Raw genomic sequence first — 24642 nt, 5'->3', positions numbered from 1 at the left:
CCTGGCCCGACGCCTCCGGACCTCGTGGGAAGGGCTTTGCCCTGCGGCCCGCCTGCCTAGTACCGTGGGAGCCGATTGGTGACAGCACGCTCGACTGTGTCATCATCTGCACGCACCACTCGCGCTCGCGCGGGCGGCTGTGCTGGAGGCGTCGCCTAGTCCGGTCTATGGCGCCGCACTGCTAATGCGGTTTGGGCCTTAAAGCCCATCGAGGGTTCAAATCCCTCCGCCTCCGCACCTCAATCAGGGAGTCCGACCATTTCGGTCTGGGCTCCCTGATTCGCGTTTATGCCCCTGCCGCCAGGACGCCCCCACCCCGCCACCAACGCCACGACGGCCCGCCGCGCCCGCGGCCACCCCCGCCCACCGGGCCCGCCCGATACAACGTTTCCGCAGCTCACAAGGGGTGCGCCTAACGGATTTCACATGGCGGCGGCAGTCATGTAATGTTCTTCCTGTCGCCGCGAGCGGGTCGAAAGAGCCGGGAGCGGGGAAGAAATACAAAAAAACAAGCACTCGTAGCTTAACGGATAGAGCATCTGACTACGGATCAGAAGGTTGCAGGTTCGAATCCTGCCGAGTGCACACAGGTGAAAGGCCCCGGAGAGATCCGGGGCCTTTTGCGTTCCACGGTTCTGGGGCGGCGATCCTGCTCCTCCTCGGACGCGTGCGGAGCGATGCGGCTTACGAGTGAATCCAGCCGTGCGTTGATCGGCCTACGAGGCAACGGCGGGAAGGCCGTTCTGCACACCGGACACATCACGGGCAGGGAGCGTCCTATGGCGAAGTTCCTCATTCAGGCCACCTACACACCCGAAGGGGCGAAGGGTCTGCTCAAGGAAGGCGCAGGTGGGCGGCGTGCCGCCGTCGACCATGTTGTCGCCGGCCTCGGGGGGACGGTCGAGGCCATGTATTTCGCCTTCGGAGAGGACGACTTCGTGTGCATCCTCGACTTCCCCGACACGGTCTCCATGGCCGCCGTCAGCCTCAGCGTCAAGGCGAGCGGCGCGCTGCGCACCCGGGCCACGCCCCTCCTCACGATCGACGAGATCGACGAGGCCGCCCGCCGACAGGTCTCCTTCCGCCCTCCCGGCGCGTAAGCGGATCCTCGCGCTCTTCCTGGCCGGTCCTGGGAGTCGCGCAGCTCTGGCCAGGCGTGGCGGTGTGGCTGCATCATGCCTCCATGGCCGCCGGCAGAGGTCTCCGACTGTTCGCATCCAGAGCTCTGTTGACGTGGGCTGCCTGCCTGGCCGGGCTCGCCCTGGCCGTCGGGATCTACTGGGTCTGGCGTCACCGTCTCCCCGACGCGTCGACCTTCCGCATCGACATCGCCGGGACCGTGTTCGTGGCAGTCATGGGCAGCATGAGCGGCACCAGGCGGCGCATGCCGCGCATGCGCCGCACGCGTGGCCGGGAGCCGCAGGAGCTGCCGGAGTCGCAGAAGCCGCAGAAGCCGCAGAAGCCGCAGGAGTTGCGCTGAAACGCCCTCGGTGATCCGCCGGTGCTCCGGTGCTCCGGTGGCTAGGCTCACTGCTCGTGGACACGTCAAGGGGTGGGGATTTCTTGCGGCAGGACATGGAGGGCGGTGCGGCCGTCGAGTTCGGCTACCGGCTGACGGCTGCGGACTTCCGCGAGGCTCTCTGGGCGCGGGCGCGGCGGTCGTCGGCGGGCCGGGTCCAGACGTTCCTGGCGCCGCTGATCTCGCTCGTCGCCGTGGTCGCCACCTTGGTCTTCACCGGCACCAGGCTGACCGTCGGGATCATCACGCTGGTACTCGGTGCGGCGGTCATCTCCTGGGGTGTGGTGCGCAGGACGCGTGCCATGGCCCACGGGATGGCCGACTTCATGGAGCCGTACGGGCAGACCCGCATGGTGGCCGACGACCACGGCGCGGTGCTCACCGGCGAGCAGGCGTCCAGCACCGTCGAGTGGACGGTGTTCAAGGAGTACCTGGAGACACCCCGGATCTTCGTACTGCTGGGCAACGATCGCGCGGTCGCGTTCGCGGTACTGCCCAAGAGAGGGGCACGGGACGGCGCGGACGTCGAGCGGCTCCGGGCGATCCTGGACCGGAACCTGAAGCGGCGCTGACCGGCCGACGGTTCAGCAGGATTCAGCAGGGTTCAGCAGGGCTCCGCCGAGTCGTTCCCGTTGAGCCTCTCCAAGTAGTCGTGGGCCAGGGCGGTGGCCCGGGTGAACCAGTCCGTGAGGGTGGCGAGTTCGTCGGGGGTGTAGTCGGCGAACAGCTCGGTCAGGCGTGCGTAGTGGCCGACGTACACCGCCTCGACCCGGGTGACGGCTTCCGGGACCGCGGCGACGCGGACCCGGCGACGGTCGGCGGGGTCGGGCCGGCGGGTGACGTAGCCCGCGCGTTCCAGGCGGTTGAGGATGCCCGTCACGGCCCCCGTCGTCACATGGGCGCGGGCGGCCAGATCGCCGGCGGTGAGCAGGTCGTCGCCCGCCTCCAGGACGAAGGCGAAGCAGGTGAGGTCCGTGACGTTCACCCCGAGCCGCCGGGCCAGCTCCTGCTGTCCGATCACATGGGCCGCGATGAGGTGGTCCATGGCGGACAGCGCGCGGGCCGCGTCGGCGGCCGGTCGCGGCTTGCCGTGCATGTGCGTTCCCGATTCGTTCGAGATGACCGAGTGCCTGGAATCCCGGATCGGATCCACAGATTCTCTTAGCGCGTGAGAGGTGTGGGTAGTAAATTTCTTACTCGCTGAGGGATTCTAGTCGCCCTCGCGTCGGACTGTGTGTTTCCGCTGCCTATGAAGGGGAGACGGGTACGTGAGTCAGCACGACGAAGGCCACACGGTGGCAGGGTGGACCGGTACCGCGATCGCGACCGTCGGAAGCGGCCTGCTGGGACTGGGCGTGTGTACGGTCTCGGCCGCCGCCCTGGCCGCGGGGCTCGCGGTGTGTGCCGTGAGCGTCCTGGTCACCTGGTATCTGCATCTGGCGGGGTGGGGAAAGCCGCCGGGGCCGCGGCCCCGCGCACAGTGGCCCCTCCGGGTGCGGGACACCGGCGCCCGCGACGGCCACCCCGGATGCGTCTCCTGCCGACTGGCCGGCCGGGGGCGGCGTACCGCGTCGGCGCTCCAGCCGGTGTCCGCCGCAGGAGAGGCGGAACCGGCGACCGCGGAGGCCGGCGGCTGATCAGAAGAGGCTGACGATCCCCCGGACGAGGGCACGGATCCGGACGAGGGCACGGGTCCGGGCGTGGGCGCAGGCGTGGGCGCGGGCCCCGTTGTCAGTGCCGCCCCCTACCCTCATGAGCAATGGCACACGTATGGAAATGCTCGGGGCTGCGGTGGTCGGACGACGGGCCCGTGCTGGTGTGGAGCGGTGGGCGGCGCAGTCCGCTCGTCCGGGGGAAGCGCGTGGCCTTCGCGGTCGCGGTCGCTGAAGGGGACGTGGACGGGGGCGTCGACGGGAGCGCAGGCGGCGGGGGCGGCCGGGAGTGCGTGGGGGCGCGGGGGCATGCCTGCCCCACCCGGGCACCCGTGTCCGGCAGAAGCACCGGCGCCCGGTGCGAGGAGTGTGCGCGGCTGGACCGGGCGCACTCCGTGGCCGCCGACGCCGTCGCCGACGATCCCCGGCCGTACCACGTGTATCTGGCGTGGTTCGGGCCCGGCATGGTCAAGGTGGGGATCACGGCCGTCGAGCGGGGCCCCGCCCGGCTGCTGGAGCAGGGGGCCGTGTGCTTCAGCTGGCTCGGTGCCGGGCCGCTGATGGCCGCCCGGCGGACCGAGGAGCTGCTGCGGGCCGCGCTCCGGGTCCCGGACCGGATCCCGTACGGGGAGAAGCGCGTCGTGCGCGCGCTGCTGCCGGCGACCCCGGCCGAGCGGGCGGCCGAGATCGAGGAACTGCACGCGCTTTCTGTCGCGCTCGGCGGTTGGCCCGAGTCGCTCGTCCCGGAGCTCTGCCAAGTCGTCGATCACGTGGGGGTGTTCGGGCTGGACGGGGTGTCCGCCGCGGTCGGTGAGGTGTCCGAGCTGGTCCCGGGCGGCGTGGTGAGCGGCGACCTGGTCGCGGCGGCCGGGCCGGATCTGCACCTCGCCACCCGGCGCGGGGTCGTCGTCCTTGACACGCGCTTGCTGCCCGGCTGGGAGCTGACCGTTGCCGGGGGCGGGGAAGAAGGGCAAGTCAGAGTGCCCATAAGGGAGTTCGCGGCTCCCCAGGACGGCCTCTTCTGAACCCGGGGAGCTCCGCCGCGCGGGACCCGCCCCGGGTCGGTACGCTCTCATCAGCGGCTCATCGGTGGCTCATCAGCACCTCATCGACGGGCCGGGGCGCGCAGCGGACGTACATGATCCGCACAGCTCGGCCCGAGCGTGGTCACGAGTTCATGCACGCGTGATGGGATTCCCAGGCGTTCCCTGAGAGGCGCCTGTGTGTTTCTTAGGGAAATCACAGATTAGTGAAAGCGTGTTCTCAGAGGACCCGGACAAGGTGTCCACCATGACCACGACCTCGCCCCAGGGGCGCACCGAACTGCTGAGGCCGGACGGGAGCCCCGTCCGAGTGCTTGTGGTGGACGACGAGCTGTCGATCACCGAACTCCTTTCCATGGCCCTCCGTTACGAGGGCTGGCAGATCCGGAGCGCGGGTGACGGCACGGGTGCCATCCAGACCGCCCGGGAGTTCCGGCCCGACGCCGTCGTCCTCGACATGATGCTGCCCGACATGGACGGCCTCACCGTGCTGGGGCGCCTGCGGCGCGAACTGCCGGACGTGCCGGTGCTGTTCCTGACCGCGAAGGACGCGGTCGAGGACCGGATCGCGGGGCTCACCGCGGGTGGCGACGACTACGTCACCAAGCCCTTCAGCCTCGAAGAGGTCGTGGCCCGGCTGCGCGGGCTCATCCGCCGCTCCGGTGCGGCCGACCGGCGGTCCGACTCCGTGCTCGTCGTCGGTGACCTCACCCTGGACGAGGACAGCCACGAGGTCTCGCGGGCCGGGGAGTCGATCCACCTCACCGCCACCGAGTTCGAGCTGCTGCGCTTCCTGATGCGCAACCCGCGGCGCGTGCTCAGCAAGGCCCAGATACTCGACCGTGTGTGGTCGTACGACTTCGGCGGGCAGGCCAATGTGGTCGAGCTCTACATCTCGTACCTGCGACGGAAGATCGACGCCGGCCGTGAGCCGATGATCCACACCCGGCGTGGCGCCGGCTATCTGATCAAGCCAGCCGCCTCATGAGCGGGCGACGGCGGCCGCGTACGCAGAAACGACGAGCGGGAAAACCGCGCACCCTGCGGACCCGGCTCGTCGTCGTGTCCGTGACGCTGATCGCCGTGGTCTGCGCGGTGATCGGGACCGTCACGACCCTGGTGCTGCGCGACCACCTGTACGGGCAGCTGGACGGCTCTCTGAAGGAGGCCGCCGCTCGCCTGTCGGGCGGACCGCTCGGCGGTCCCGACGGCAAGGGCAACCGCAGTGCCCTGCCCGGCGCCGGTAGCTCCAGTTCTGGCACGGGCAACTCCACTTCTGGCGCCGGCAACAGCGACACGGGGATCAATCCGTCGAACACCCTTGACGACTTCGTCGCCCATGGCCCCCAGCCGCAGAAGACCATCGCGGCCACGGTCGAGAACGGATCGGTCACCAGCGGCAAGGTCGGCATCAAGGAGAACAACTCCGCCGGCTACACCCAGATGAGCCCAGGTACCCTGAACGCGGCCCAGCTCAAGGTGATCGGTTCCGTCGCCCAGGACCAGAAGCCGCACACGGTGGACATCCCCGGCCTCGGCACGTACAAGGTCCAGTACGTCAAGGGCAACAAGGGCACCTTCTACGTGGGTATCCCGACCTCCGACGCCGACGGCACCATCAACACCCTGATCATCGTCGAGATCAGCCTCACCGTCTCCGGCCTGATCGCCGCGACCCTCGCCGGCACCGTCATCGTCGGCGTCGCCACCCGCCCCCTCCGCCGCGTCGCCACCACCGCCACCCGCGTCTCCGAACTCACCCTCCACACCGGAGAGGTGAACCTCAGCGAGCGGGTGCCGGACACCGAGTGCGATCCGCACACCGAGGTCGGCCAGGTCGGCGCGGCGCTCAACCGGATGCTCAACCACGTGCACGGCGCCCTGCACGCCCGCCAGCAGAGCGAGATGCGGGTACGGCAGTTCGTCGCCGACGCCAGTCACGAGCTGCGGACCCCGCTCGCCTCCATCCGCGGGTACGCCGAACTCACCCGGCGCGGACGGGAGCAGGTCGGGCCCGACACCCGGCACGCCCTCGGCCGTATCGAGTCGGAGGCGGGCCGCATGACCCTCCTGGTCGAGGACCTGCTGCTGCTCGCCCGGCTGGACGCGGGGCGTCCGCTGCAGTTCGAGCACACCGACCTCATCCCGCTCGTCGTCGACACGATCAGCGACACGCGGGCCGCCGGCATGGACCACAACTGGCGCCTCGACCTGCCCGACGAGCCGGCGCTGGTCGCCGCCGACGCGGCCCGGATCCAGCAGGTGCTGATCAACCTCCTCGGCAACGCGCGCAAGCACACCCCGCCGGGCACCACGGTCACCGCGCGCATCCAGCGGCGCGGGCCCTGGATGTGCGTGGACGTCGAGGACAACGGGCAGGGCATCCCGCCGGACCTGCTGCCGCACGTCTTCGAGCGGTTCGCGCGCGGCGACTCCGCGCGGTCGCGGTCCACGGGTTCCACGGGTCTCGGGCTCGCCATCGTGCAGGCGGTTGCGTCCGCACACGGCGGTGCCGTGACCGTGGACAGTGTTCCGGGTCGCACGGTGTTCACGCTGTATCTGCCGGCGCTTGCCCCGGCGGCACCCCAGCCCGCGCCCGAAACGAACTGGCAATCGCACTCACAGGCACAGCACAGTGCCACCACATGGGTGCAACAGGGCGCTTGACGAGAGTCGATGCCATGCGAACCGACTCTTCTCCCGGCACGTTGCCGGCGCGGGAGCACCTCCCGGCCGGTAACGCCGGTACGCCTGTCCTGGACGTAGTGATCCCCGTCTACAACGAGGAGAAGGACCTCGGCCCATGCGTCCTCAGACTGCATGAGCACCTCAAGCGCACGTTCCCGTACGCGTACCGCATCACCATCGCGGACAACGCGTCCACGGACACCACCCCCCAGGTGGCGAAGCGGCTTGAGGCGGAGATCGCCGAGGTGAAGTCGTTCCGGCTGGAGCAGAAGGGCCGCGGCCGGGCGCTGCGGACCGTCTGGTCGGCCTCGGACGCGCCGATCCTCGCGTACATGGACGTGGACCTGTCGACCGACCTGAACGCGCTGCTGCCGCTGGTGGCGCCGCTCATCTCCGGCCACTCCGACCTGGCGATCGGTTCCCGGCTGGCCCGCTCGTCGCGCGTGGTGCGCGGCGCCAAGCGGGAGTTCATCAGCCGCTCGTACAACCTGATCCTGCGCGGCTCGCTGCAGGCCCGCTTCTCGGACGCGCAGTGCGGCTTCAAGGCGATCCGCCGCGATGTCGCCCAGGTGCTGCTGCCGATGGTCGAGGACACCGGCTGGTTCTTCGACACCGAGATGCTGGTGATCGCCGAGCGCGCGGGCCTGCGCATCCACGAGGTGCCGGTCGACTGGGTCGACGACCCGAACTCGACCGTGCACATCGTGAAGACGGCGACCGAGGACCTCAAGGGCGTGTGGCGGGTCGGCAAGGCCCTGGCCACCGGTTCGCTGCCGCTGGACCGGGTCGCCCGCCCGTTCGGCGACGACCCGCGCGACCGCGACATCCAGGACGTGCCGAAGGGCCTGGCCCGCCAGCTCGTCGGGTTCTGCGTGGTCGGCGGCCTGTCGACCCTCTTCTACCTGGTCCTCTACAGCCTCTTCCGGGAGTTCTCCGGTTCGCAGATCGCCAACGCGCTCGCGCTGCTGGTGTCGGCGGTGGCGAACACGGCCGCCAACCGGCGCCTCACCTTCGGGGTGCGCGGCCGGGGCGGGGCGGTCCGGCACCAGGCGCAGGGCCTGGTCGTCTTCGGTATCGGCCTCGCGCTCACCAGTGGTTCCCTCGCCGCCCTGAACGCGGCGACCAGCGACCCCGCGCACTCGACCGAGCTGGCGGTGCTGATCGCCGCCAACCTCGCCGCGACCGTCCTGCGCTTCCTGCTCTTCCGCGCCTGGGTCTTCCCGGACCGCGACGGCACCGGCCGGCCGGAGTCGACCCCGTCCACGGTGGTGGCCACGCACAACCCGTCGTCCTCGACGTACTCCACCGGCGGATTCCAGTCGTACCAGCAGCCGTACCAGCCCCAGGGCCCGCTCCCGCAGCGCCCGGCGCACCAGCCGTACGCGCAGAACGGCACCACGACCACGACCACCCAGTTCCGCGCCGGTGAAGCCGCGGACGGCACCTGGAGGGACAGCACCATGCAGTTGCAGCCGGTGCGCCCCCACGACACCGAGCCGGGGGACCCCCGATGAGCACCGACACCGACCACACGGCCCAGTGGGGCCCGCCCCCGACCGCACCTCCCACGGCTCCCCCGCAGCCGCAGCACGCACCGGACGTGCCGGACGTGCCGGACGCCCAGGTCGTCGCGCCGCCAACGGCCCCGGCGCCCGGGGCGGGTGAGCCCAAGCAGCCCTTCGTACGGAGACTGTGGCGCGGCCGACCCGAGGACCCCCGCTGGGCGCGCCCGGCCTTCTTCGGCCTGCTGCTCGCCACCGCGGTGCTGTACTTCTACAACCTGAGCGTCAACGGCTACTCCAACTCCTTCTACTCGGCCGCCGTCCAGGCGGGCACCAAGAGCTGGAAGGCGATGTTCTTCGGCTCGCTGGACGCGGGCAACGCGATCACCGTCGACAAGCCGTCGGCGTTCATGTGGCCGATGGAGATCGCGGCCCGGATCTTCGGCCTGAACTCCTGGACGATCCTCGGCCCCGAGGTCCTCATGGGCGTCGGCACGGTCGCCGTCGTCTACGCCTCCGTACGCCGCCGCTTCAGCCCCGCGGCCGGCCTGATCGCGGGCGCCGTGCTCGCGCTCACCCCCGTCGCCGCGCTGATGTTCCGGTTCAACAACCCGGACGCGATGCTGGCCCTGCTGATGGCGCTGGCCTGCTACTTCGTGGTCCGCGCGGTCGAGGACGGGCGTACGAAGTGGCTGGTGTGGGCGGGCGTGGCGATCGGCTTCGCCTTCCTCGCCAAGACGCTCCAGGCCTTCCTGATCCTGCCGGCGCTGGCGTTCGTGTACGCGGCCGTCGGCCCGCACACGTGGAAGAAGCGGATCGGCCAGCTGGCCCTGGCGACCGGCGCGCTGGTCGTCGCCGGCGGCTGGTGGGTGGCGATCGTCGAGCTGTGGCCGGCCTCCTCCCGCCCCTACATCGGCGGTTCGCAGGACAACAGCTTCCTGTCGCTGACCTTCGGCTACAACGGCCTCGGCCGCATCAGCGGCGACGAGACCGGCAGCGTCGGCGGCGGTGGCGGCGGCACCGGCTCCGGCCGCTGGGGCGCGACCGGCTGGAGCCGGATGTTCAACGACGAGATCGGCAGCCAGATCTCCTGGCTGATCCCGGCCGCGCTGATCCTCCTGGTCGCCGGTCTGGTGGCCACCCGCAAGCTGAAGCGGACCTCGGTGACCCGGGCGTCGTTCCTCGTCTGGGGCGGCTCGCTGCTGATGACCATGATCGTGTTCAGCTACATGGCGGGCATCTTCCACCAGTACTACACGGTCGCCCTCGCCCCCTACATCGCCGCCGTGGTCGGCATGGGCGCGGGTCTGCTCTGGGAGAAGCGCGCCGAGCTGTGGGCGTCGATCACCCTCGCCGCCGCCGTGGTCTCGGCCGCGGTCTGGGGTTACGTCCTCCTCGACCGCACCTCCACCTACCTGCCCTGGCTGAAGTACCTGGTCCTGATCGGCGGTCTGGCCGCCGCGCTCGGCCTGATCTTCGCCGGCCGGATCTCGCGGCAGCTCGCCCTCGGTGCGGCCGCGGTCGGCCTGGTGGCCGCGCTGGCGGGCCCGACGGCGTACACCCTCAGCACGGTGAGCTCCGCGCACACCGGCTCCATCCCGACGGCCGGTCCGGCCGGCGCCAGCTCGATGGGCTTCGGCGGCGGTGGCGGTCCCGGCGGCGGCCGGGGCGGCTTCGGCGGCGGCACGGGCGGCGGCTTCGGCCAGAACCAGCAGGGCGGCACCGGCACCACGCCGGGCCAGGGCCAGAACGGCACGGGCGGCTTCCCGGGCGGCGGCACCGGAGGTACCGGTGGCTTCGGGGGCGGTATGCCGGGCCAGAACCAGCAGGGCGGCAACGGCACCACGCAGAACGGCACCGGCGGCTTCCCGGGCGGTACCACGGGCGAGGCCGGTGGCATGGGCGGCGGTATGGGCGGTGGCGCCGGCGGTCTGCTGAACGGCGCGACCGTCAGCTCCGAGGCGAAGGCGCTGCTGCAGAAGAACTCCTCCCAGTACACCTGGGTCGCGGCGGCCATCGGCGCCCAGAACGCGGCGAGTTACCAGCTCTCCACCGGTGACGCGGTGATGGCGATCGGCGGCTTCAACGGCACCGACCCGTCCCCGACGCTGGCCCAGTTCGAGAAGTACGTGGCCGAAGGAAAGATCCACTACTTCATCTCCTCCGGCACCGGCGGCGGCATGGGCGGCAGCAGCAGCGGCACGTCCTCGCAGATCAGCTCGTGGGTCGAGAAGAACTTCAAGAAGGTGACGGTGGGTTCGTCCACCTTCTACGACCTCACACAGAAGGCGAGCAGCAGCTGACCGACTCCTGAGCGGCGCAAGGGCGGTGACCTCCCCGGTCACCGCCCTTTGCCGTTGCCGAGAGGGCCGGGTGTGCCGGGAAAAACCGCGTTGTACGCCGTATAGGAACTGCTTTACGGTGTACAGCATGACTTCTCAGGGCCACCCCCAGCGCTGGCTGATCCTCGGTGTCATCTGTCTCGCGCAGCTCACCGTGCTGCTCGACAACACCGTCCTCAACGTGGCCATCCCCTCCCTCACCCGGGAGCTGCACGCGGCCACCGCCGACATCCAGTGGATGATCAACGCGTACTCGCTCGTCCAGTCCGGCCTGCTGCTCACGGCGGGCAGCGCGGCCGACCGCTACGGCCGCAAGAAGATGCTGATCGCGGGCCTGGTCCTGTTCGGCGCGGGTTCGCTGGCCGCGGGCCTGGCCGATTCGACCGGACAGCTGGTGGCGGCGCGGGCCGGCATGGGCGTAGGAGGCGCACTCCTCCTGACGACCACGCTCGCCGTGGCGATGCAGATCTTCACCCCCGAAGAGCACCCCAGGGCCATCGGCATCTGGAGCGCAGTCAACGCGCTGGGCTTCGCCGCTGGACCGCTGATCGGCGGGTTCATGCTCAACCACTTCTGGTGGGGCGCGATCTTCCTGATCAACCTCCCGGTGGCGGCGCTGGCCCTGGCGGCCGTCATCGCCCTGGTCCCCGAGTCGAAGACCCCCCGGGGCGACCGCCCCGACCTGCTCGGCGCGCTGCTCTCCACGGTCGGCATGGCCGCGCTGGTCTTCGCGATCATCTCCGGCCCGGAGCACGGCTGGACCTCGGCGCGGGTGCTGGGCCCGGCCGCCGTGGCGGCACTGGCGCTGAGCCTCTTCGCGTACTGGGAGAACCGGATCCCGTACCCCATGCTCGACCCGCACTTCTTCAGGGACCGCCGCTTCACGGGTGCCGTCGCCGGTGCGGTGCTCATCACCTTCGGCATGGGCGGAGCGCTGTTCCTGCTCACCCAGCACCTGCAACTCGTCCTCGGCTACGGCGCGTTGGAGGCGGGTCTGCGGACGGCACCGCTCGCGCTGACGGTCGTCGCCCTCAACTTCAGCGGGCTGTCGGCCAGATGGGCGACGCGCCTGGGGACGCCGGTCGCGATCGCGCTCGGCATGCTGCTGATGTCGCTGGGTCTGGTGTCCATCGCCGTACTCGACTCGAACGGCTACGGCGGCACGCTGCTCGGGCTGTTGCTGATCGGCGCGGGGTGCGCGATCGCCAACCCGGCGATGGCGCACGCCATCATGAGCGCGATTCCTCCGGAGAAGGCCGGGGTGGGCGCCGGGATCAACGGCACGCTCGCGGAGTTCGGGAACGGGTTGGGGGTGGCCGTGCTGGGCGCGGTGCTGAGTTCCTGGGTGGCGTCGGGGAAGTCCGTCTCGGCGGGGCTGGGGGCGGGGCAGTTGGTGGGGGCCGCTGCTGTCGTTGCCGGGGGGTTCGTGGCTGCGGGGCTTCTCAGGAAGGCGGAGAAGAATGTCGCGTGAGGGGGAGGGGGTACATGTCCAGCGGCGGGTGCGGGTGGGATGTGGCCGGTCGCGCCCACGCGGCGGAGCCGCATGTCGAACACAGCCCCGCGCCCCTGAAGACGGGGCATTGCGGTCTTAGCATCTCTAGAAGTGGGCGTGAGGAAGGTGTGTCTATGGCGCGGGCCAGTGTGTGGCTGGAGGAGAAGGTCGGCAAGGGCGGGCGTAGTGGTCAGCCGTCCGGGCTCGACCGGGCCCGTATCACCTCCGCCACCGTCCGGCTGCTCGACTCCGACGGGCTGGACAAGTTCTCCATGCGGCGGCTGGCGGCCGAGCTCAACGTGACCGCGATGTCCGTGTACTGGTACGTCGACACCAAGGACGACCTGCTCGAACTCGCCCTCGACGCGGCCTTCGGCGAGCTCTCCCTGCCCGATGCCGCCGTCGGCGACTGGCGGGAGCAACTGCGGGCGCTGGCCACGGAGTACCGCGCCCTGCTCGTCCGTCATCCCTGGCTCTCCCCGCTGGCCGGCCGCTACCTGAACATCGGCCCCCACTCGCTCGCCTTCTCCCGGGTGGTCCAGCAGGTGGTCCGCCGCGCCGGCCTGCCCGCACACGGGGTGACCGGCGCGATCTCGGCCGTCTTCCAGTTCGTCTACGGCTACGGCACGATCGAGGGCCACTTCGCCGAGCGCGTGGCGGCGGCCGGCATGACCCAGGACGAGTACTTCAACACCGCGATGACCGCGGTGACCGAGACCCCGGCGACCGCCAGGATCATCGAGGAGTCCAGGGACCTCATGGCGGCGCGGGGCGGCGACACGGTCGCGGAGATGCTGGACAGGGACTTCACCTTCGCGCTGGATCTGCTGATTGCAGGCATTGAAGCCAAGGTGAGCCGCCCTGCCTAGGGACGCGGGGCTGTGTTCGACATGCGGCTCCGCCGCGTGGGCGCGACCGGCCACAGCGAACCCGCACCCGCGAACGGCGACGCACCCCCGAGCTCGCAGGCGCCCGGCCCTCCCCCTTACGCGTCCGGCGAAGCCAACCGCGCCGGAAACCCCCCGGTGGCCACCGGCCCCCACTTCTCCGGCGTCACCCTGATGACCGACTTCCCCTGCTTCACCATCGCCGCCCGGTACTCGTCCCAGTCCGGGTGCTCCCCGGCGATGTTCCGGTAGTACTCCACCAGCGGCTCCACCGACTCGGGAGAGTCGATCACCTCGGCCCGTCCGTCGACCTGCACCCACGGTCCGTTCCAGTCGTCGCTCAGGACGATCACGCTGACCCGCTCGTCCCGCTTCGCGTTCCGTGTCTTCGCCCGCTCGGGGTACGTGGAGGCGACGATGCGCCCGGAGTCGTCGACCCCGCAGGTCAGCGGTGACCCCTGCGGGCTGCCGTCGGCGCGCCGGGTGAGCAGGATCGCGCGGTGGCGGGGTCGTACGAAGTCCAGCAGTTCGTCGAGGGAGACGGCGGTGTTCGTCGCGATGTTCGGTGCCATGGCGTCAGCCTAGGGCCGTGGAGCGCGCTCAGCCTGTCCCTGCCGGGCTCATGTTCCTGTTCTGTGCGCGAGCGCCAGCTTGCCCGTGACGCGGCCGTCGAGCAGGTGCCGGACGGCCGCGGCGGTCTCGGCGAGGGGATGGACACGGTCCACGACAGGGCGGAGCGCGCCCGTGTCGATGAGAGCGGTCAGGTCGCGGAGTCCGTCGGCGTGCTCGGAGGCGATGAAGGTGCCCAGGTGCCGGCCGGTGAACGGGGACAGCAGCTGGGCGCGGAGCTGCCGGTCGGTGCCGCCGAGCCAGCGGCCGTCCGTCTCGCCGCCGGTGATGACCAGCCTGCCACGGGGTGAGGGCCCGACGCAGGTCCCGCAGACGGCGGTTGCCCGCGATGTCGACGATGGCGTCGTAGCGGTGCGGGCCGGCGAGGAAGTCCTCGCGCGTGTAGTCGATCACGTGGTCGGCGCCCAGCGCCCGTACGGCGTCGAGCTTGGGAGTGCTCGCGACGGCCGTGACCCGGGCGCCGAAGGCCAGGGCGAGTTGGACGGCGAAGGTGCCCACGCCACCCGCGGCTCCCGTGATCAGGACCTGCTGCCCCTCCTGCACACGGCCCTGGTCGCGAACCGCCTGGAGCGCGGTGAGCGCGCTGACGGGTACCGTCGCCGCCTCCTCGAAGGTGAGTCCGGCCGGCTTGGGGGCGATCCTGTCGGCCCGGGCGGCGGCGTATTCGGCGAACGCGGCGGCAGCCGTGCCGTAGACCTCGTCGCCGGGCGCGAAACCCGTCACGCCGGAGCCGACCGCCTCGACGACACCGGCGATGTTGCGGCCGGGGTTGGGGAGCTTCGGCCCGCGCAGCCCGCTCACGGGCCGGACCGCGTACGGCAGGCCGGCCATCAGGTGCCAGGTGCCCCGGTCGACGCTGGAGGCGCGCACCCGAACCAGCACCTCACCCGGTCCTGTGGCGGGCCGGGCGAGCCGTGCCATGCGCAGCACCGCTTCCGGCTCGGCGCCGTAGCGCTCCTGGACGACGGCCGCCATCGTCCGGGTCCCACCGGTGGTTGCGATCGTCTCGCCCAGGTTCCGCATCGTCACTGCCCCCGGTCGCGTCGCCGAACACTTACGGCGTAAGTATTAACTTACGCCGTAAGTACAGCACTTACTGCGTAAGCTCGTCAACGGCGAAAGACCGCGAGAGACCGCGAGAGACCGCGAGAGGAAGTGACCGCCCACCGTGACCCGACGCACCGCCCCACGCACCACCCGGCAGCCGACCCGCGAGCCGCTCACCCGGCAGCGGGTGCTGGATGCCGCCGTCGAGATCGCCGACGCCGGCGGCCTGGGGACGCTCAGCATGCGCAAGCTCGGCGAGGCCGTCGGGGTCGAGGCGATGTCGCTGTACAACCACGTGGCCCACAAGGAGGACCTGCTCGACGGCATGGTCGACCTGGTCTTCGGCGAGGTCGACCTGCCCGCGCCGGGGGACGACTGGCGGCCGGCGATGCGGCAGCGGGCCTTCTCCATGCGCCATGCGCTGTCCCGTCACCGCTGGGCGATCGGGCTGATGGAGTCACGGTCCACCCCGGGCCCGGCCACCCTGCGCCACCACGAAGCCGTTCTCGGCTGCCTGCGGCAGGGCGGGTTCTCCCTCGCCCTGACCGCGCACGCCGTCTCGGTCCTGGACAGCTACATCTACGGGTTCGCCCAGCAGGAGAAGACCCTGCCCTTCGACACCCCGGAGCAGACCGCCGAGCTGGCGGAGTCCATCATGGGCGGTTTCGGCGAGGGCGAGTACCCGTACCTGACCGAGATCGCGACCGCTTACGTCATGCGGCCCGGATACGCCTACGGCGACGAGTTCGCGTTCGGCCTGGACCTCATCCTCGACGGCCTCCAGCAGGCGGCGGGCTGACGAGCCGGTACCGGGCGAAGCGGGGCCGGCCACGGCACCAGGGCATCACCTTTCACCGGTCACAGTTCACGGTTCACCGTTCACCGGTCACCCGTCACAGTGCACCGTTCACACCTGTGGCAGCGACTCGCCCTGTACGGCCTGGATCTCCAGCTCCACCTTCAGCGTGGTGCCGATCGCGGCGATGCCCGCCTGGACGACCTGGTTGTAGTTCATGGCGAAGTCCTCGCGGTGCAGTTCGGTCGTCGCGCGGAACGCGGCGCGCGTGCCGCCCCACGGGTCGGCGCCGGTGCCGAGGTAGGAGAGGGTGAGGTCGACCGGTCGTACGACACCGTGCAGCGAGAGCTCGCCGTGGACCGTCCAGCGGTCGGAGCCGGCCGCCGTGAGGCCCGTCGAGAAGTAGGTGATCTCGGGGTGGTGCTCGACGTCCAGGAAGTCGGCGGAGCGCAGGTGCGTGTCGCGCATGCCGTTGCCGGTGTCGATGGAGGCGGCGCGGATCACGGCGTGGACGCGGGACTTGGTGACGTCGTCCGGGGCGATCTCGATCCCCACGCCGAAGTCCGTGAAGCGGCCGCGGACGCTGGAGATGCCCAGGTGCTGGGCGACCGCGCCCACGGTGGAGTGTGCGGGGTCCACCGTCCACGGGCCGGGTGGGGGCAGTTCGGTGCCGCCCTGCCGCGCCAGGGTGACCGTGCCGACCTCGGCGCGGCCGCTCGCGGTGACGATGGCGCTGGCGGCGGCGGGCGCGTAGCCCACGGCCGTGACGATGACGGTGTACGCGCCGGGTGCCAGCGGGTTCGGGTCCCGTACCGTGCCCTCGTCGTCGGCCTCGGCGCGCAGCACCTGCGTGCCGGTCATGTCGGTCACCGTGACGACCGCGTGCGACACGGCCCATCCGTCCCGGGTGCGGATCCTCGCGGTCAGTCCCATCCCGTTTCTCCCTGCGAACACTCGGACACTCGGACATTCATGCAGTCCGACCGTCAGACGATTACAAATTGACCTCATGGGACCGGCCCGTGGCGGGCGCCTCCTTGTGGGCGCGCCCGCCACGGGCCGGAGTACGGACTACTCGCCCGGGTGGGAGAGTTCGATGTCGTGGCCGTCGACACCGGCGCCGGTGACGTTCAGGGCCGTGGCGACCGGCGGGTAGCCCGTCGCGATCACGGTGTAGTCGCCGCCGTCCAGGTCGGCGAAGGCGTACGCGCCGTCCACGCCGGTGGTGGAGGTGCCGACCACGTTGCCCGCCGCGTCCACGAGGGTCACGCGGGCGTCCGCCAGCGGGCCGTGCGGGGCCCGTACGACACCCTGGAGCTGGGCACCGGCGTCCAGGTCGACCTCGATCCGGGTGACCCCGGTGGAGCCGATCTCGACCGGGACCGCGCGGGGCCGGTAGCCGGCCGCGTTCACGGCGACCGTGACGACACCCGGCACCAGCTCGCCGAAGCGGAAGTCGCCCTGCTCACCGGTGGCCGCGGTGGCCAGCAGGTCGCCGCGCACGTCGGTGACGATCACCATCGCGTCCTTGACGGGGAGCGCGCTGCCGGCGCCGCGGACGACGCCGCTCAGGCCGCTGGTGCCGCTCAGCAAGATGTCATAGGGCACCGGCTCCTCGCCCACCACGACCGTGGCGGCCTGCGGCTGGTAGCCGTCGGCGGAGGCGATCAGCACGTACGAGCCCGCGCCGGGCGCGTCCAGCCGGTAGGAGCCGTCGAAGCCCGCGACCGCACGGCCCAGCTGGCGGCCGGACAGTGAGATGAGGGTGACCGCGGCCTGCCCGACCGGGGCGCTCTCGGCACCCCGCACGAAACCGTGCACCGGGGTGCCGGCGGAGCCCGCCGACTGCTCGGGACCGGCGATGGTGGCCACGGCGGCGAACTGCCGGGTGGTTTCCGGCGCGGCCTCCGTGCTGCTGCTCACGACCGGGGCGGCCCAGCTGGGGACCTGCTGCTCCCCCGCGGGAGCCGGCACCGCGGCGACGGCGGCGGGCACGGTCTCCGGGCTGCCCGCGTTCTCGCCCTCGGCGGCCTGGGCCAGCCCGCCCTTGGTCCGCAGCGGGACCTCCTTGATGAACAGGCTGATCAGGAACGCGAGGGCCGCGAGGCCACCGGCGATCAGGAAGACGTCGGCGATGGCGTGGCCGTAGGCGCTCTCCACGAGGGTGCGCAGCGGCTTCGGGTACTTGCTGAGGTCCGGGATGCTGTCGGTGGACGAGCTGGAACCGGCCAGGGCCGCCTGGTACTTGGGGGAGAGGGAGGAGATGCCGTCCGTGATGTAGTGCGTGATCCGGTTGGCCATCACCGCGCCCAGCGCCGAGACGCCGACCGCACCGCCCAGGGAGCGGAAGAAGGTGACCGTGGAGCTGGCCGAGCCGAGGTCGGACGGGGCGACCTGGTTCTGCGTGCAGAGCACCAGGTTCTGCATCATCATGCCGATGCCGAGGCCCATCAGCGCCATGAAGATCGACATCTTCCAGTACGCCGTGTCGTAGCGGATGGTGCCGAGCAGGCCCAGGCCCGCCGTCACCAGCACGCCACCGCTGACCAGCCAGCCCTTCCAGCGGCCGGTGCGGGTGATGAACTGACCCGAGACGGTGGAGGAGATGAACAGACCGCCGATCATCGGGATCGTCATCACACCGGACATCGTCGGGGACTTGTCGCGGGCCAGCTGGAAGTACTGGCTGAAGAACACCGTGCCGGTGAACATCGCGACACCGACGAACAGGGAGGCCAGCGAGGCCAGGGTGATGGTGCGGTTGCGGAACAGCCGCAGCGGGATGATCGGTTCCGCGGCCTTCGACTCGACCAGCACGAAGATCAGACCGAGGACGATCGAACCGCCGACCATCGCGTACGTCTGCCAGGAGATCCAGTCGTACTTGTCACCGGCGAAGGTGACCCAGAGCAGCAGCAGGGAGACGGCGGCGGCGACGAAGAACGCGCCGGCCCAGTCGACCTTGACGTCCCGCTTCACCACCGGCAGGTGCAGGGTCTTCTGCAGCACGATCAGCGCGATGACGGCGAAGGGGACGCCGACGTAGAAGCACCAGCGCCAGCCCAGCCACGAGGTGTCGGTGATGACACCGCCGAGCAGCGGGCCGCCGACGGTGGCGACGGCGAAGGTCGCGCCCAGGTAGCCGGAGTAACGGCCGCGCTCCCGCGGCGAGATCATCGCGGCCATGACGATCTGGGCGAGCGCCGACAGACCGCCGACGCCGATGCCCTGGACGACACGGCAGGCGATCAGCATGCCGGGGCTCTGCGACAGACCGGCGACCATGGAGCCCGCGACGTAGATGACCAGGGCTATCTGGACGAGCGCCTTCTTGCTGTACAGGTCGGAGAGCTTGCCCCACAGCGGGGTGGTGGCCGTCATGGCCAGCAGCGAGGCGGTGACGACCCAGGTGTAGGCGGACTGGCCGCCGCCGAGGTCGCCGATGATGTGCGGCAGGGCGTTGGTGACGATCGTCGACGACAGGATCGCCACGAACATGCCGAGCAGGAGGCCGGTGAGGGCTTCCATGATCTGCCGGTGGGTCATCGGGGCCTGCTCGACGGAGCTGCCGGAGCCGCCTCCCCCGTGCTTGGCGTGAGCCCGCACACCGGCTGGTGTGGTCGTTGCCATGAGCTTCCTTTTCCTACGTCTTATGCGGGTGTACGGGTGGTCGTCGGTTCGAGTACGGGCGTGGGGGCGCGGGCGGCGGAGGGGACCGTGGCCTTGTCCATTGCCTTTTCCATGGCCTTGTCCCTGGCTTTGTCCAGGGCCTCGGCCGTGGCCTTGTGGGGGCCCGGGACCGGTGCCGTACCGGCGGCGGACCGGGGATGCGGGGCCGTGGCCCGGCAGTCGCCGAAGCTGTCCCGGAGCCGGGTCATCAGCCGGATCAGCTGGTCGACCTCCTCGTCGCTCCAGTCGCCGAGCCGTTCGGCGAGCAGCTGGGTGCTGCGCCGGGACAGGTCCACGAGGGTCGCCTCGCCCGCGGGGGTGAGGTGCAGGATGCGGGAGCGCTTGTCCGCCGGGTCGGCGGAGCGCTCGATCCAGCCGCGCTCGGCCACGTGCGCCACGTGCCGGCTGGTCACGGACATGTCCACGGCGAGCAGCTCGGCGAGCTTGCTCATGCGCATGGAGCCGTAGCGGCCGAGCAGTGTCAGCACGGCCGCGGAGCCGGTCGGGCACTCGGGCGGCAGAATGCGCCCCAGGTCCCTCTTGACGGCCCCGACGGCACTGAGCTGCCGCGCCAGCTCCTCGAACTGCGCCTGCCTCGCCATCACGCACACCTCCTCACGACCGTATTCGTTGCTTGGGGCAACCATAGAACTGCTTGGTTGCCACAGGCAAATAAATCGGTGAGGGTGGGCATAAAAACTTGGCAAAGGCAAGTATTGTGGACGTAAACACGCAGGTGGGGTCGCTTGCGTCCACGGGAGGCCCCCCACTTGGGCGACACCCGCGGATTCGCTAGTGTCTCGGGCCATGGCTAACACCCAGGGCCCCCAGGGCAACTACGACCCCGCCGGCAGCACCCAGATGTTCCGCGCGTTCGTCGACGAGGCCCCGCAGACCTCCCAGCAGACGACGTCCACCTACGCCGCCTCCTCCGGCCCCCGCATCGGCCTGATCCTCGGCGTCGTCGCCGTGGTGGTCGTGGTCGCGGCGGTGGCCTGGCTCGCGCTCATGTAATACGGCTGCCTGGCGGACGAAGAACCCGGGGCCGGGTGCCCCGGGCTTTCGTCGTGCTCAGCGCCAGTCGACCGTCGCGACCCGGGTCTCGACGTGCATGCCCAGGGGGACCCGCCAGTCGTCCACACAGACCGTCCAGGTCCTGGCCGTACGGGAGCCGGGGGCGATCGGGGCCGGCAGGGCCTCCGTCGACGTGATCGTCGACCAGTCGATGCCCAGCAGGTCGATGATGTGCGTGCCGAGGGTGACCGTGCCGGAACGGACCGCCGTGCCACCCGAGTTGGTGAAGGTCACGGTCACCTTCTCGCACCATCGCTGGTCCGTGGCCGCGCGGGTGGGGGTGGACCAGGCGAGGGCTGCGGGTGCGGGGGAGGCCGAAGAGGCGCCGGGGTGTGGTGAGTTGGGTGCCGCCGGGCTGGAGGCCGGTGGCCGGGTGCCGTTGCGGCGGGAGGGTGAAGTCGCCGAGCCGGCGGCGGAGTTGCCCACCCCGGTGGATCCGGCGGACGTGGACCCAGGCCCAGACCCGGTGACGCTGCCGGTGCCGGTCGGCTCGCCGGCCGCCGCACCCGATCCGGCCGCCGCCGTACCGCCGCCCGTCCCCTTCGCCCCGTCCAGCGGGACCAGTGTCACCGACCCCGTCGGTCGCGCCGCCGGGGTCCCTGCCGTGCCGCCCGCCGCTCCTACGGCCGTATAGCCGCCGCCTCCGCCGCCCGCGCATGCCGTGAGTGCCGAGGCCAGGCAGACGGCGGCCGCCGACGCTGCCGTGACGGCGCCTCGGCGGCCACCCGGTGTCCTCGATGCCCGTGGTGCCCTCGGAGTGCGCGGTGCCCTCGGTGTCCTACGGAGAAGCATCGCGCCAGTGTGGCTGACACTCCGTCAGTAAGGAACCCGTAGGCGCGACTTCAGTCCGAGATCAGGCCCTCGCGGAGCTGGGACAGGGTGCGGGTCAGCAGGCGGGAGACGTGCATCTGGGAGATGCCGACCTCCTCGCCGATCTGGGACTGGGTCATGTTCGCGAAGAAGCGGAGCATGATGATCCGGCGCTCGCGCGGCGGGAGCTTGGCGAGCAGCGGCTTGAGCGACTCGCGGTACTCGACGCCCTCCAGGGCCGTGTCCTCGTAGCCGAGGCGGTCGGCCAGGGAGCCCTCGCCGCCGTCGTCCTCGGGGGCCGGGGAGTCGAGGGAGGAGGCGGTGTACGCGTTGCCGACGGCGAGGCCGTCGACCACGTCCTCCTCGGAGACGCCCAGGACGGCCGCCAGCTCCGGCACCGTCGGGGAGCGGTCCAGCTTCTGGGAGAGCTCGTCGCTGGCCTTGGTGAGGGCCAGGCGCAGTTCCTGCAGGCGGCGCGGGACGCGCACCGACCACGAGGTGTCCCGGAAGAAGCGCTTGATCTCGCCCACGACCGTCGGCATCGCGAACGTCGGGAACTCCACGCCCCGTTCGCAGTCGAAGCGGTCGATCGCCTTGATCAGGCCGATGGTGCCGACCTGGACGATGTCCTCCATGGGCTCGTTGCGGCTGCGGAAGCGGGCCGCGGCGTAGCGCACCAGGGGGAGGTTGAGTTCGATCAGGGTGTCCCGGACGTAGGCACGCTCGGGGCTGTCCTCGTCGAGTGCGGCAAGGCGCAGGAACAGGGAGCGGGACAGGGTGCGGGTGTCGAGGTTCGCCGAGGCGCCCGGGAGCTCCGGGGCCGGAGGAGCCTCCAGCGCGGGAGCGCCGTCGATGGTGCCGTCGATGCTGTCGAGCACGTCGATGGCGTCGAGCTCCTTGGGCGCTGCCTCGCTGTTCGTGGGCGTGAGCACCTTCGAGCTGCCCTGGTCTGCGGACATGCCACCCCCTTTGGGTCGCGGGACGGTCGCGGCGGTGTTCCCTGCTGGGAACGATGCCTTCACCTGAATACCGGAGCCGGGGCCCCGGCAAACGCGCTTCCGGCAGAATGTCACATGTCGGCAACACGCTGTAGTGACATGTCGACATGAGAGATGTGAATCCGCCCTGGATGAAGGGGGTCTGACGCTTTTTCGCCCCTCAAGTGTCGGGAAGTGCGCTGGTGAGCGATTCGCTCTCGCCGGTGATGGCTCGATCCTTTTTCCGGTTACGGCCGTACCAAGTCGCCTGCGGCGGGTCTCGGACCGGTAACGGGCCGCCTGTGGCGGGCCCTGAGCGGGTCCGGCGAAGTCGGCAGACGGCACATCGCGGCACTTCCGGCGGAGCGCTCAGGCCTCGATGCGGTTCGCCGAGCGCAGGCGCTGGAAGCTGCGGGCGAGGAGGCGGGAGACGTGCATCTGGGAGACGCCGAGCTCCGCGCTGATCTGCGACTGGGTGAGGTTGCTGTAGTAGCGCAGCAGGAGGATCCGCTGCTCCCGCTCGGGGAGTTGGACGAGCAGGTGGCGGACCAGGTCGCGGTGTTCCACGCCGTCCAGGGCCGGGTCCTCGTAGCCGATGCGGTCGAGGAGGCCGGGCAGGCCGTCGCCCTCCTGTGCGGCCTCCAGGGAGGTCGCGTGGTACGACCGGCCGGCCTCGATGCAGGAGAGCACCTCCTCCTCGCTGATCCGCAGCCGCTCGGCGATCTCGGCGGTGGAGGGGGAGCGGCCGAAGGAGGTGGTCAGGTCCTCGGTCGCGCTGTTGACCTGGACCCACAGCTCGTGCAGCCGGCGCGGGACGTGCACGGTGCGGACGTTGTCCCGGAAGTAGCGCTTGATCTCGCCGACGACGGTCGGCATCGCGAAGGTCGGGAACTGCACGCCCCGGTCCGGGTCGAAGCGGTCGATGGCGTTGATGAGGCCGATGGTGCCGACCTGGACGACGTCCTCCATCGGCTCGTTGCGGGAGCGGAAGCGGGCGGCCGCGTAGCGCACGAGCGGGAGGTTCGCCTCGATGAGCGCCGCGCGCACCCGGTTGTGCTCCGGCGTGCCCGGCTTGAGCTCCTTCAGCTGGCCGAAGAGCACCTGGGTCAGCGCCCGGGTGTCGGCGCCCCGCCGCTTCTCCGGGGCGGGGGCGGCGGCTTGGGCCGGAGCGGCGGCGGTCTGGGCGAGGGGCTGGGCGGGGGCGGGGGTCTGAGCGGGGGCGGGCGCCTCTTCCTGGGGCGGCGCAGAACTGGCCGACACGGTCAACGCCACCTCTTCATCGGTCAATCATCCGTCAAAAGCGGTCATAGCATCACAAGACATGTGCACTGTGTGCAAGCACCTCATAACGTCGTGTTGGGTATTAATACTGGCAAGTTGAGGCATAAGGCGCAGCAAAGCCCCCCGCCGTCGCAGGCGAGGGGCTCGGGATCCGCAAGCCGTCGTACGGCTCAGAAGTCGTAGTCGGCGATCACCCACGTGGCGAACTCCCGCCACTGGGCCGCAGCCGCCTGGTGGGCCGGGTGCTCCAGGTACCGCTTCAGTGCGTCCCCGTCCTCGACCGCCGAGTTGATCGCGAAGTCGTAGGCGATGGGGCGGTCGGTGATGTTCCAGCCGCACTCCCAGGAGTGCAGTTCCTCGATCTGGTCGCCGAGGGCGAAGAAGGCCTCGGCACCCGCGACGGCGCGCGGATCGTCGCGCTCGACGCCCTCGTTGAGCTTGAAGAGGACCAGGTGGCGGATCATGGGTACTCCCGGTGCGTCTACTTCGCCCCGTCGGCCAGCCAGGTGAAGAAGTCTCCGACGGCCTTCGCGGCGTCCGATATGCCTTGGAAGACTATCTGGACCCAGTCCGCCGCCTTGGGCGGGTCCGTGATGATCACGTAGAGCGCGAAGATCACGAGCACGTAGACGGCGATCTTCTTGGCGTTCACCGCCACCTGGCCTCTCCCCTGTCCGTTCCCCGGGTCCCCCGGTTGCCGGGCGCGAGTGTAACCCTCCGATCGTTTTGTATGACCAACGGCGCGATGGATGCCGGATTTTTTTCTCCGATGCCCCGAAGCGTGAACCGATCGCGGGGGCCGCTCCGATGAAGGGCCGAGAGAACACAGGCGGACCCGGGGCAGCCGGAGTCGAGAGGGAGAGCACAGATGCTGATGACGACGATGGCCTTCGTACTCGTGGCCCTGCTGATCGTGCTCGTGGTGGCGGCGCTGCTCGACTGCGTCCGCACCCCGGCGGAGCGGGTCAGGTACGTCCCGAAGTGGCTCTGGCTGCTGTTCATGTTCCACGCCCCGGTCTTCGGAGCCCTCGTCTGGAACTACGCGGGCAAGCGCCCCGAGCCCTCGGCCTAGACCCAGACCCAGGCCCAGGCCGAGGGCTCGGGCTCGGCCGACAGGACCTGGCCGGACCGGGTGCCGTAACGGCGTGAAGGGCGGGGCCCATTGGGGGCCGCCCGTAAACCCACAGCGGTAGCGGGGGGGTTTTTAACCGACGTGACATTGGCCACACACGC

Annotated in this window: 25 protein-coding genes, 2 tRNA genes and 2 pseudogenes; 17 read left to right on the top strand and 12 right to left on the bottom strand. The window is 70.6% G+C overall.

Translation table 11 applies throughout. The features are described 5' to 3' along the window. The first annotated feature begins 144 nt into the window (after positions 1-144). The 5 genes from ACFWPQ_RS33090 to ACFWPQ_RS33070 all read left to right on the top strand — a co-directional run bounded on the left by ACFWPQ_RS33090 (position 145) and on the right by ACFWPQ_RS33070 (position 2091). Positions 145-235, top strand: a tRNA-Ser gene (locus ACFWPQ_RS33090). Positions 236-512: 277 nt separating this feature from the next. After that, positions 513-585: transfer RNA gene (locus ACFWPQ_RS33085), tRNA-Arg, on the top strand. 194 nt (positions 586-779) lie between these two features. Next, the gene (locus tag ACFWPQ_RS33080; RefSeq protein ID WP_384042886.1) at positions 780-1100 is read left to right on the top strand and encodes a GYD domain-containing protein; all 321 of its coding nucleotides are present in this window, start codon (positions 780-782) and stop codon (positions 1098-1100) included. A 128-nt stretch (positions 1101-1228) separates the two neighbouring features. Further along, the gene (locus ACFWPQ_RS33075; protein ID WP_384042883.1) at positions 1229-1480 is read left to right on the top strand and encodes a hypothetical protein; all 252 of its coding nucleotides are present in this window, start codon (positions 1229-1231) and stop codon (positions 1478-1480) included. Between the two features lie 83 nt (positions 1481-1563). Continuing rightward, complete coding sequence (locus tag ACFWPQ_RS33070; RefSeq protein ID WP_384042880.1) at positions 1564-2091, top strand: YcxB family protein; 528 nt, start codon at positions 1564-1566, stop codon at positions 2089-2091. Between the two features lie 32 nt (positions 2092-2123). On the opposite strand, the gene ACFWPQ_RS33065 is transcribed toward ACFWPQ_RS33070, so the two are convergent. Then, positions 2124-2615: a MarR family winged helix-turn-helix transcriptional regulator gene (locus tag ACFWPQ_RS33065; RefSeq protein ID WP_384042877.1), complete on the bottom strand. Its 492-nt coding sequence runs from the start codon at positions 2613-2615 to the stop codon at positions 2124-2126. A gap of 172 nt (positions 2616-2787) precedes the next feature. Between ACFWPQ_RS33065 and ACFWPQ_RS33060 the strand changes: the two genes are divergently transcribed. From ACFWPQ_RS33060 to ACFWPQ_RS33025, 8 genes are all read left to right on the top strand, one after another. Next, positions 2788-3156: an HGxxPAAW family protein gene (locus tag ACFWPQ_RS33060; protein ID WP_384042874.1), complete on the top strand. Its 369-nt coding sequence runs from the start codon at positions 2788-2790 to the stop codon at positions 3154-3156. 122 nt (positions 3157-3278) lie between these two features. After that, positions 3279-4196, top strand: a complete 918-nt coding sequence (locus ACFWPQ_RS33055; RefSeq protein WP_384042871.1) for a DUF2797 domain-containing protein — start codon at positions 3279-3281, stop codon at positions 4194-4196. Between the two features lie 265 nt (positions 4197-4461). Continuing rightward, the gene (locus ACFWPQ_RS33050) at positions 4462-5202 is read left to right on the top strand and encodes a response regulator transcription factor (protein WP_194078854.1); all 741 of its coding nucleotides are present in this window, start codon (positions 4462-4464) and stop codon (positions 5200-5202) included. Beyond that, entirely contained in the window at positions 5199-6881 is a 1683-nt protein-coding gene (locus ACFWPQ_RS33045; RefSeq protein ID WP_384042868.1) for an ATP-binding protein, read from the top strand. Before ACFWPQ_RS33050 ends, ACFWPQ_RS33045 begins: the two co-directional genes overlap by 4 nt. 14 nt (positions 6882-6895) lie before the next feature. Continuing rightward, positions 6896-8416, top strand: a complete 1521-nt coding sequence (locus ACFWPQ_RS33040; protein WP_384042865.1) for a glycosyltransferase — start codon at positions 6896-6898, stop codon at positions 8414-8416. After that, positions 8413-10707 carry a glycosyltransferase family 39 protein gene (locus tag ACFWPQ_RS33035; protein WP_384042862.1) on the top strand — a complete coding sequence of 765 codons (2295 nt, stop codon included), beginning with the start codon at positions 8413-8415 and terminating at the stop codon, positions 10705-10707. The genes ACFWPQ_RS33040 and ACFWPQ_RS33035 overlap by 4 nt, the downstream gene beginning before the upstream one ends. 127 nt (positions 10708-10834) lie before the next feature. After that, positions 10835-12217 carry an MFS transporter gene (locus ACFWPQ_RS33030; RefSeq protein WP_384042859.1) on the top strand — a complete coding sequence of 461 codons (1383 nt, stop codon included), beginning with the start codon at positions 10835-10837 and terminating at the stop codon, positions 12215-12217. A gap of 155 nt (positions 12218-12372) precedes the next feature. Next, positions 12373-13107: a TetR/AcrR family transcriptional regulator gene (locus ACFWPQ_RS33025; protein WP_384042856.1), complete on the top strand. Its 735-nt coding sequence runs from the start codon at positions 12373-12375 to the stop codon at positions 13105-13107. 116 nt (positions 13108-13223) lie between these two features. Here the strand turns inward: ACFWPQ_RS33025 and ACFWPQ_RS33020 are convergent, their stop codons facing one another. From ACFWPQ_RS33020 to ACFWPQ_RS33010, 3 genes and pseudogenes are all read right to left on the bottom strand, one after another. Further along, entirely contained in the window at positions 13224-13697 is a 474-nt protein-coding gene (locus tag ACFWPQ_RS33020; RefSeq protein ID WP_384042853.1) for a PPOX class F420-dependent oxidoreductase, read from the bottom strand. 48 nt (positions 13698-13745) lie between these two features. Further along, the gene (locus tag ACFWPQ_RS33015) at positions 13746-14024 is read right to left on the bottom strand and encodes a zinc-binding dehydrogenase (protein WP_384043137.1); all 279 of its coding nucleotides are present in this window, start codon (positions 14022-14024) and stop codon (positions 13746-13748) included. Positions 14025-14121: 97 nt separating this feature from the next. Beyond that, positions 14122-14676, bottom strand: a pseudogene (locus ACFWPQ_RS33010) (NAD(P)-dependent alcohol dehydrogenase); the annotation flags it as partial. 247 nt (positions 14677-14923) lie between these two features. Here ACFWPQ_RS33010 and ACFWPQ_RS33005 point away from each other — a divergent pair. Further along, positions 14924-15601 carry a TetR/AcrR family transcriptional regulator C-terminal domain-containing protein gene (locus ACFWPQ_RS33005; protein ID WP_384042850.1) on the top strand — a complete coding sequence of 226 codons (678 nt, stop codon included), beginning with the start codon at positions 14924-14926 and terminating at the stop codon, positions 15599-15601. 108 nt (positions 15602-15709) lie between these two features. On the opposite strand, the gene ACFWPQ_RS33000 is transcribed toward ACFWPQ_RS33005, so the two are convergent. The 3 genes and pseudogenes from ACFWPQ_RS33000 to ACFWPQ_RS32990 form a co-directional block, all read right to left on the bottom strand. Next, positions 15710-16531, bottom strand: coding sequence for a YceI family protein (locus ACFWPQ_RS33000; protein ID WP_384042848.1), 822 nt, complete (start codon positions 16529-16531; stop codon positions 15710-15712). A gap of 138 nt (positions 16532-16669) precedes the next feature. After that, positions 16670-19228, bottom strand: a complete 2559-nt coding sequence (locus tag ACFWPQ_RS32995; protein ID WP_384042846.1) for an MFS transporter — start codon at positions 19226-19228, stop codon at positions 16670-16672. Between the two features lie 173 nt (positions 19229-19401). Next, a pseudogene (locus ACFWPQ_RS32990) lies at positions 19402-19869 on the bottom strand (MarR family winged helix-turn-helix transcriptional regulator); the annotation flags it as partial. A gap of 205 nt (positions 19870-20074) precedes the next feature. Between ACFWPQ_RS32990 and ACFWPQ_RS32985 the strand changes: the two are divergent. Beyond that, entirely contained in the window at positions 20075-20281 is a 207-nt protein-coding gene (locus ACFWPQ_RS32985; protein WP_361284894.1) for a hypothetical protein, read from the top strand. A gap of 57 nt (positions 20282-20338) precedes the next feature. Here the strand turns inward: ACFWPQ_RS32985 and ACFWPQ_RS32980 are convergent, their stop codons facing one another. Then, positions 20339-20581 (bottom strand): hypothetical protein, encoded by a 243-nt coding sequence (locus tag ACFWPQ_RS32980; RefSeq protein ID WP_384042843.1) that lies wholly within the window; start codon positions 20579-20581, stop codon positions 20339-20341. A gap of 22 nt (positions 20582-20603) precedes the next feature. Here ACFWPQ_RS32980 and ACFWPQ_RS32975 point away from each other — a divergent pair, with 22 nt between their 5' ends. Then, positions 20604-20975, top strand: a complete 372-nt coding sequence (locus ACFWPQ_RS32975; RefSeq protein ID WP_384042841.1) for a hypothetical protein — start codon at positions 20604-20606, stop codon at positions 20973-20975. 208 nt (positions 20976-21183) lie between these two features. Here ACFWPQ_RS32975 and ACFWPQ_RS32970 read toward each other — a convergent pair whose 3' ends face one another. From ACFWPQ_RS32970 to ACFWPQ_RS32955, 4 genes are all read right to left on the bottom strand, one after another. Continuing rightward, a complete protein-coding gene (locus tag ACFWPQ_RS32970) occupies positions 21184-22110 on the bottom strand; it encodes an RNA polymerase sigma factor SigF (RefSeq protein ID WP_384042838.1) in 927 nt (308 codons plus the stop codon). Between the two features lie 387 nt (positions 22111-22497). After that, complete coding sequence (locus tag ACFWPQ_RS32965; protein WP_384043134.1) at positions 22498-23394, bottom strand: RNA polymerase sigma factor SigF; 897 nt, start codon at positions 23392-23394, stop codon at positions 22498-22500. 185 nt (positions 23395-23579) lie between these two features. Next, a complete protein-coding gene (locus ACFWPQ_RS32960) occupies positions 23580-23873 on the bottom strand; it encodes a Dabb family protein (protein ID WP_384042835.1) in 294 nt (97 codons plus the stop codon). Between the two features lie 17 nt (positions 23874-23890). Beyond that, a complete protein-coding gene (locus ACFWPQ_RS32955; protein ID WP_351706364.1) occupies positions 23891-24067 on the bottom strand; it encodes a hypothetical protein in 177 nt (58 codons plus the stop codon). A gap of 210 nt (positions 24068-24277) precedes the next feature. Here ACFWPQ_RS32955 and ACFWPQ_RS32950 point away from each other — a divergent pair, with 210 nt between their 5' ends. Continuing rightward, positions 24278-24481: a PLDc N-terminal domain-containing protein gene (locus ACFWPQ_RS32950; RefSeq protein WP_384042832.1), complete on the top strand. Its 204-nt coding sequence runs from the start codon at positions 24278-24280 to the stop codon at positions 24479-24481. Positions 24482-24642: the final 161 nt, after the last annotated feature.

Source organism: Streptomyces sp. NPDC058464, from assembly GCF_042721035.1.
GTDB lineage: Bacteria > Actinomycetota > Actinomycetes > Streptomycetales > Streptomycetaceae > Streptomyces.
Note: the sequence above shows the minus strand (reverse complement) of the source record. Positions and strands in the feature narration are given on the sequence as shown.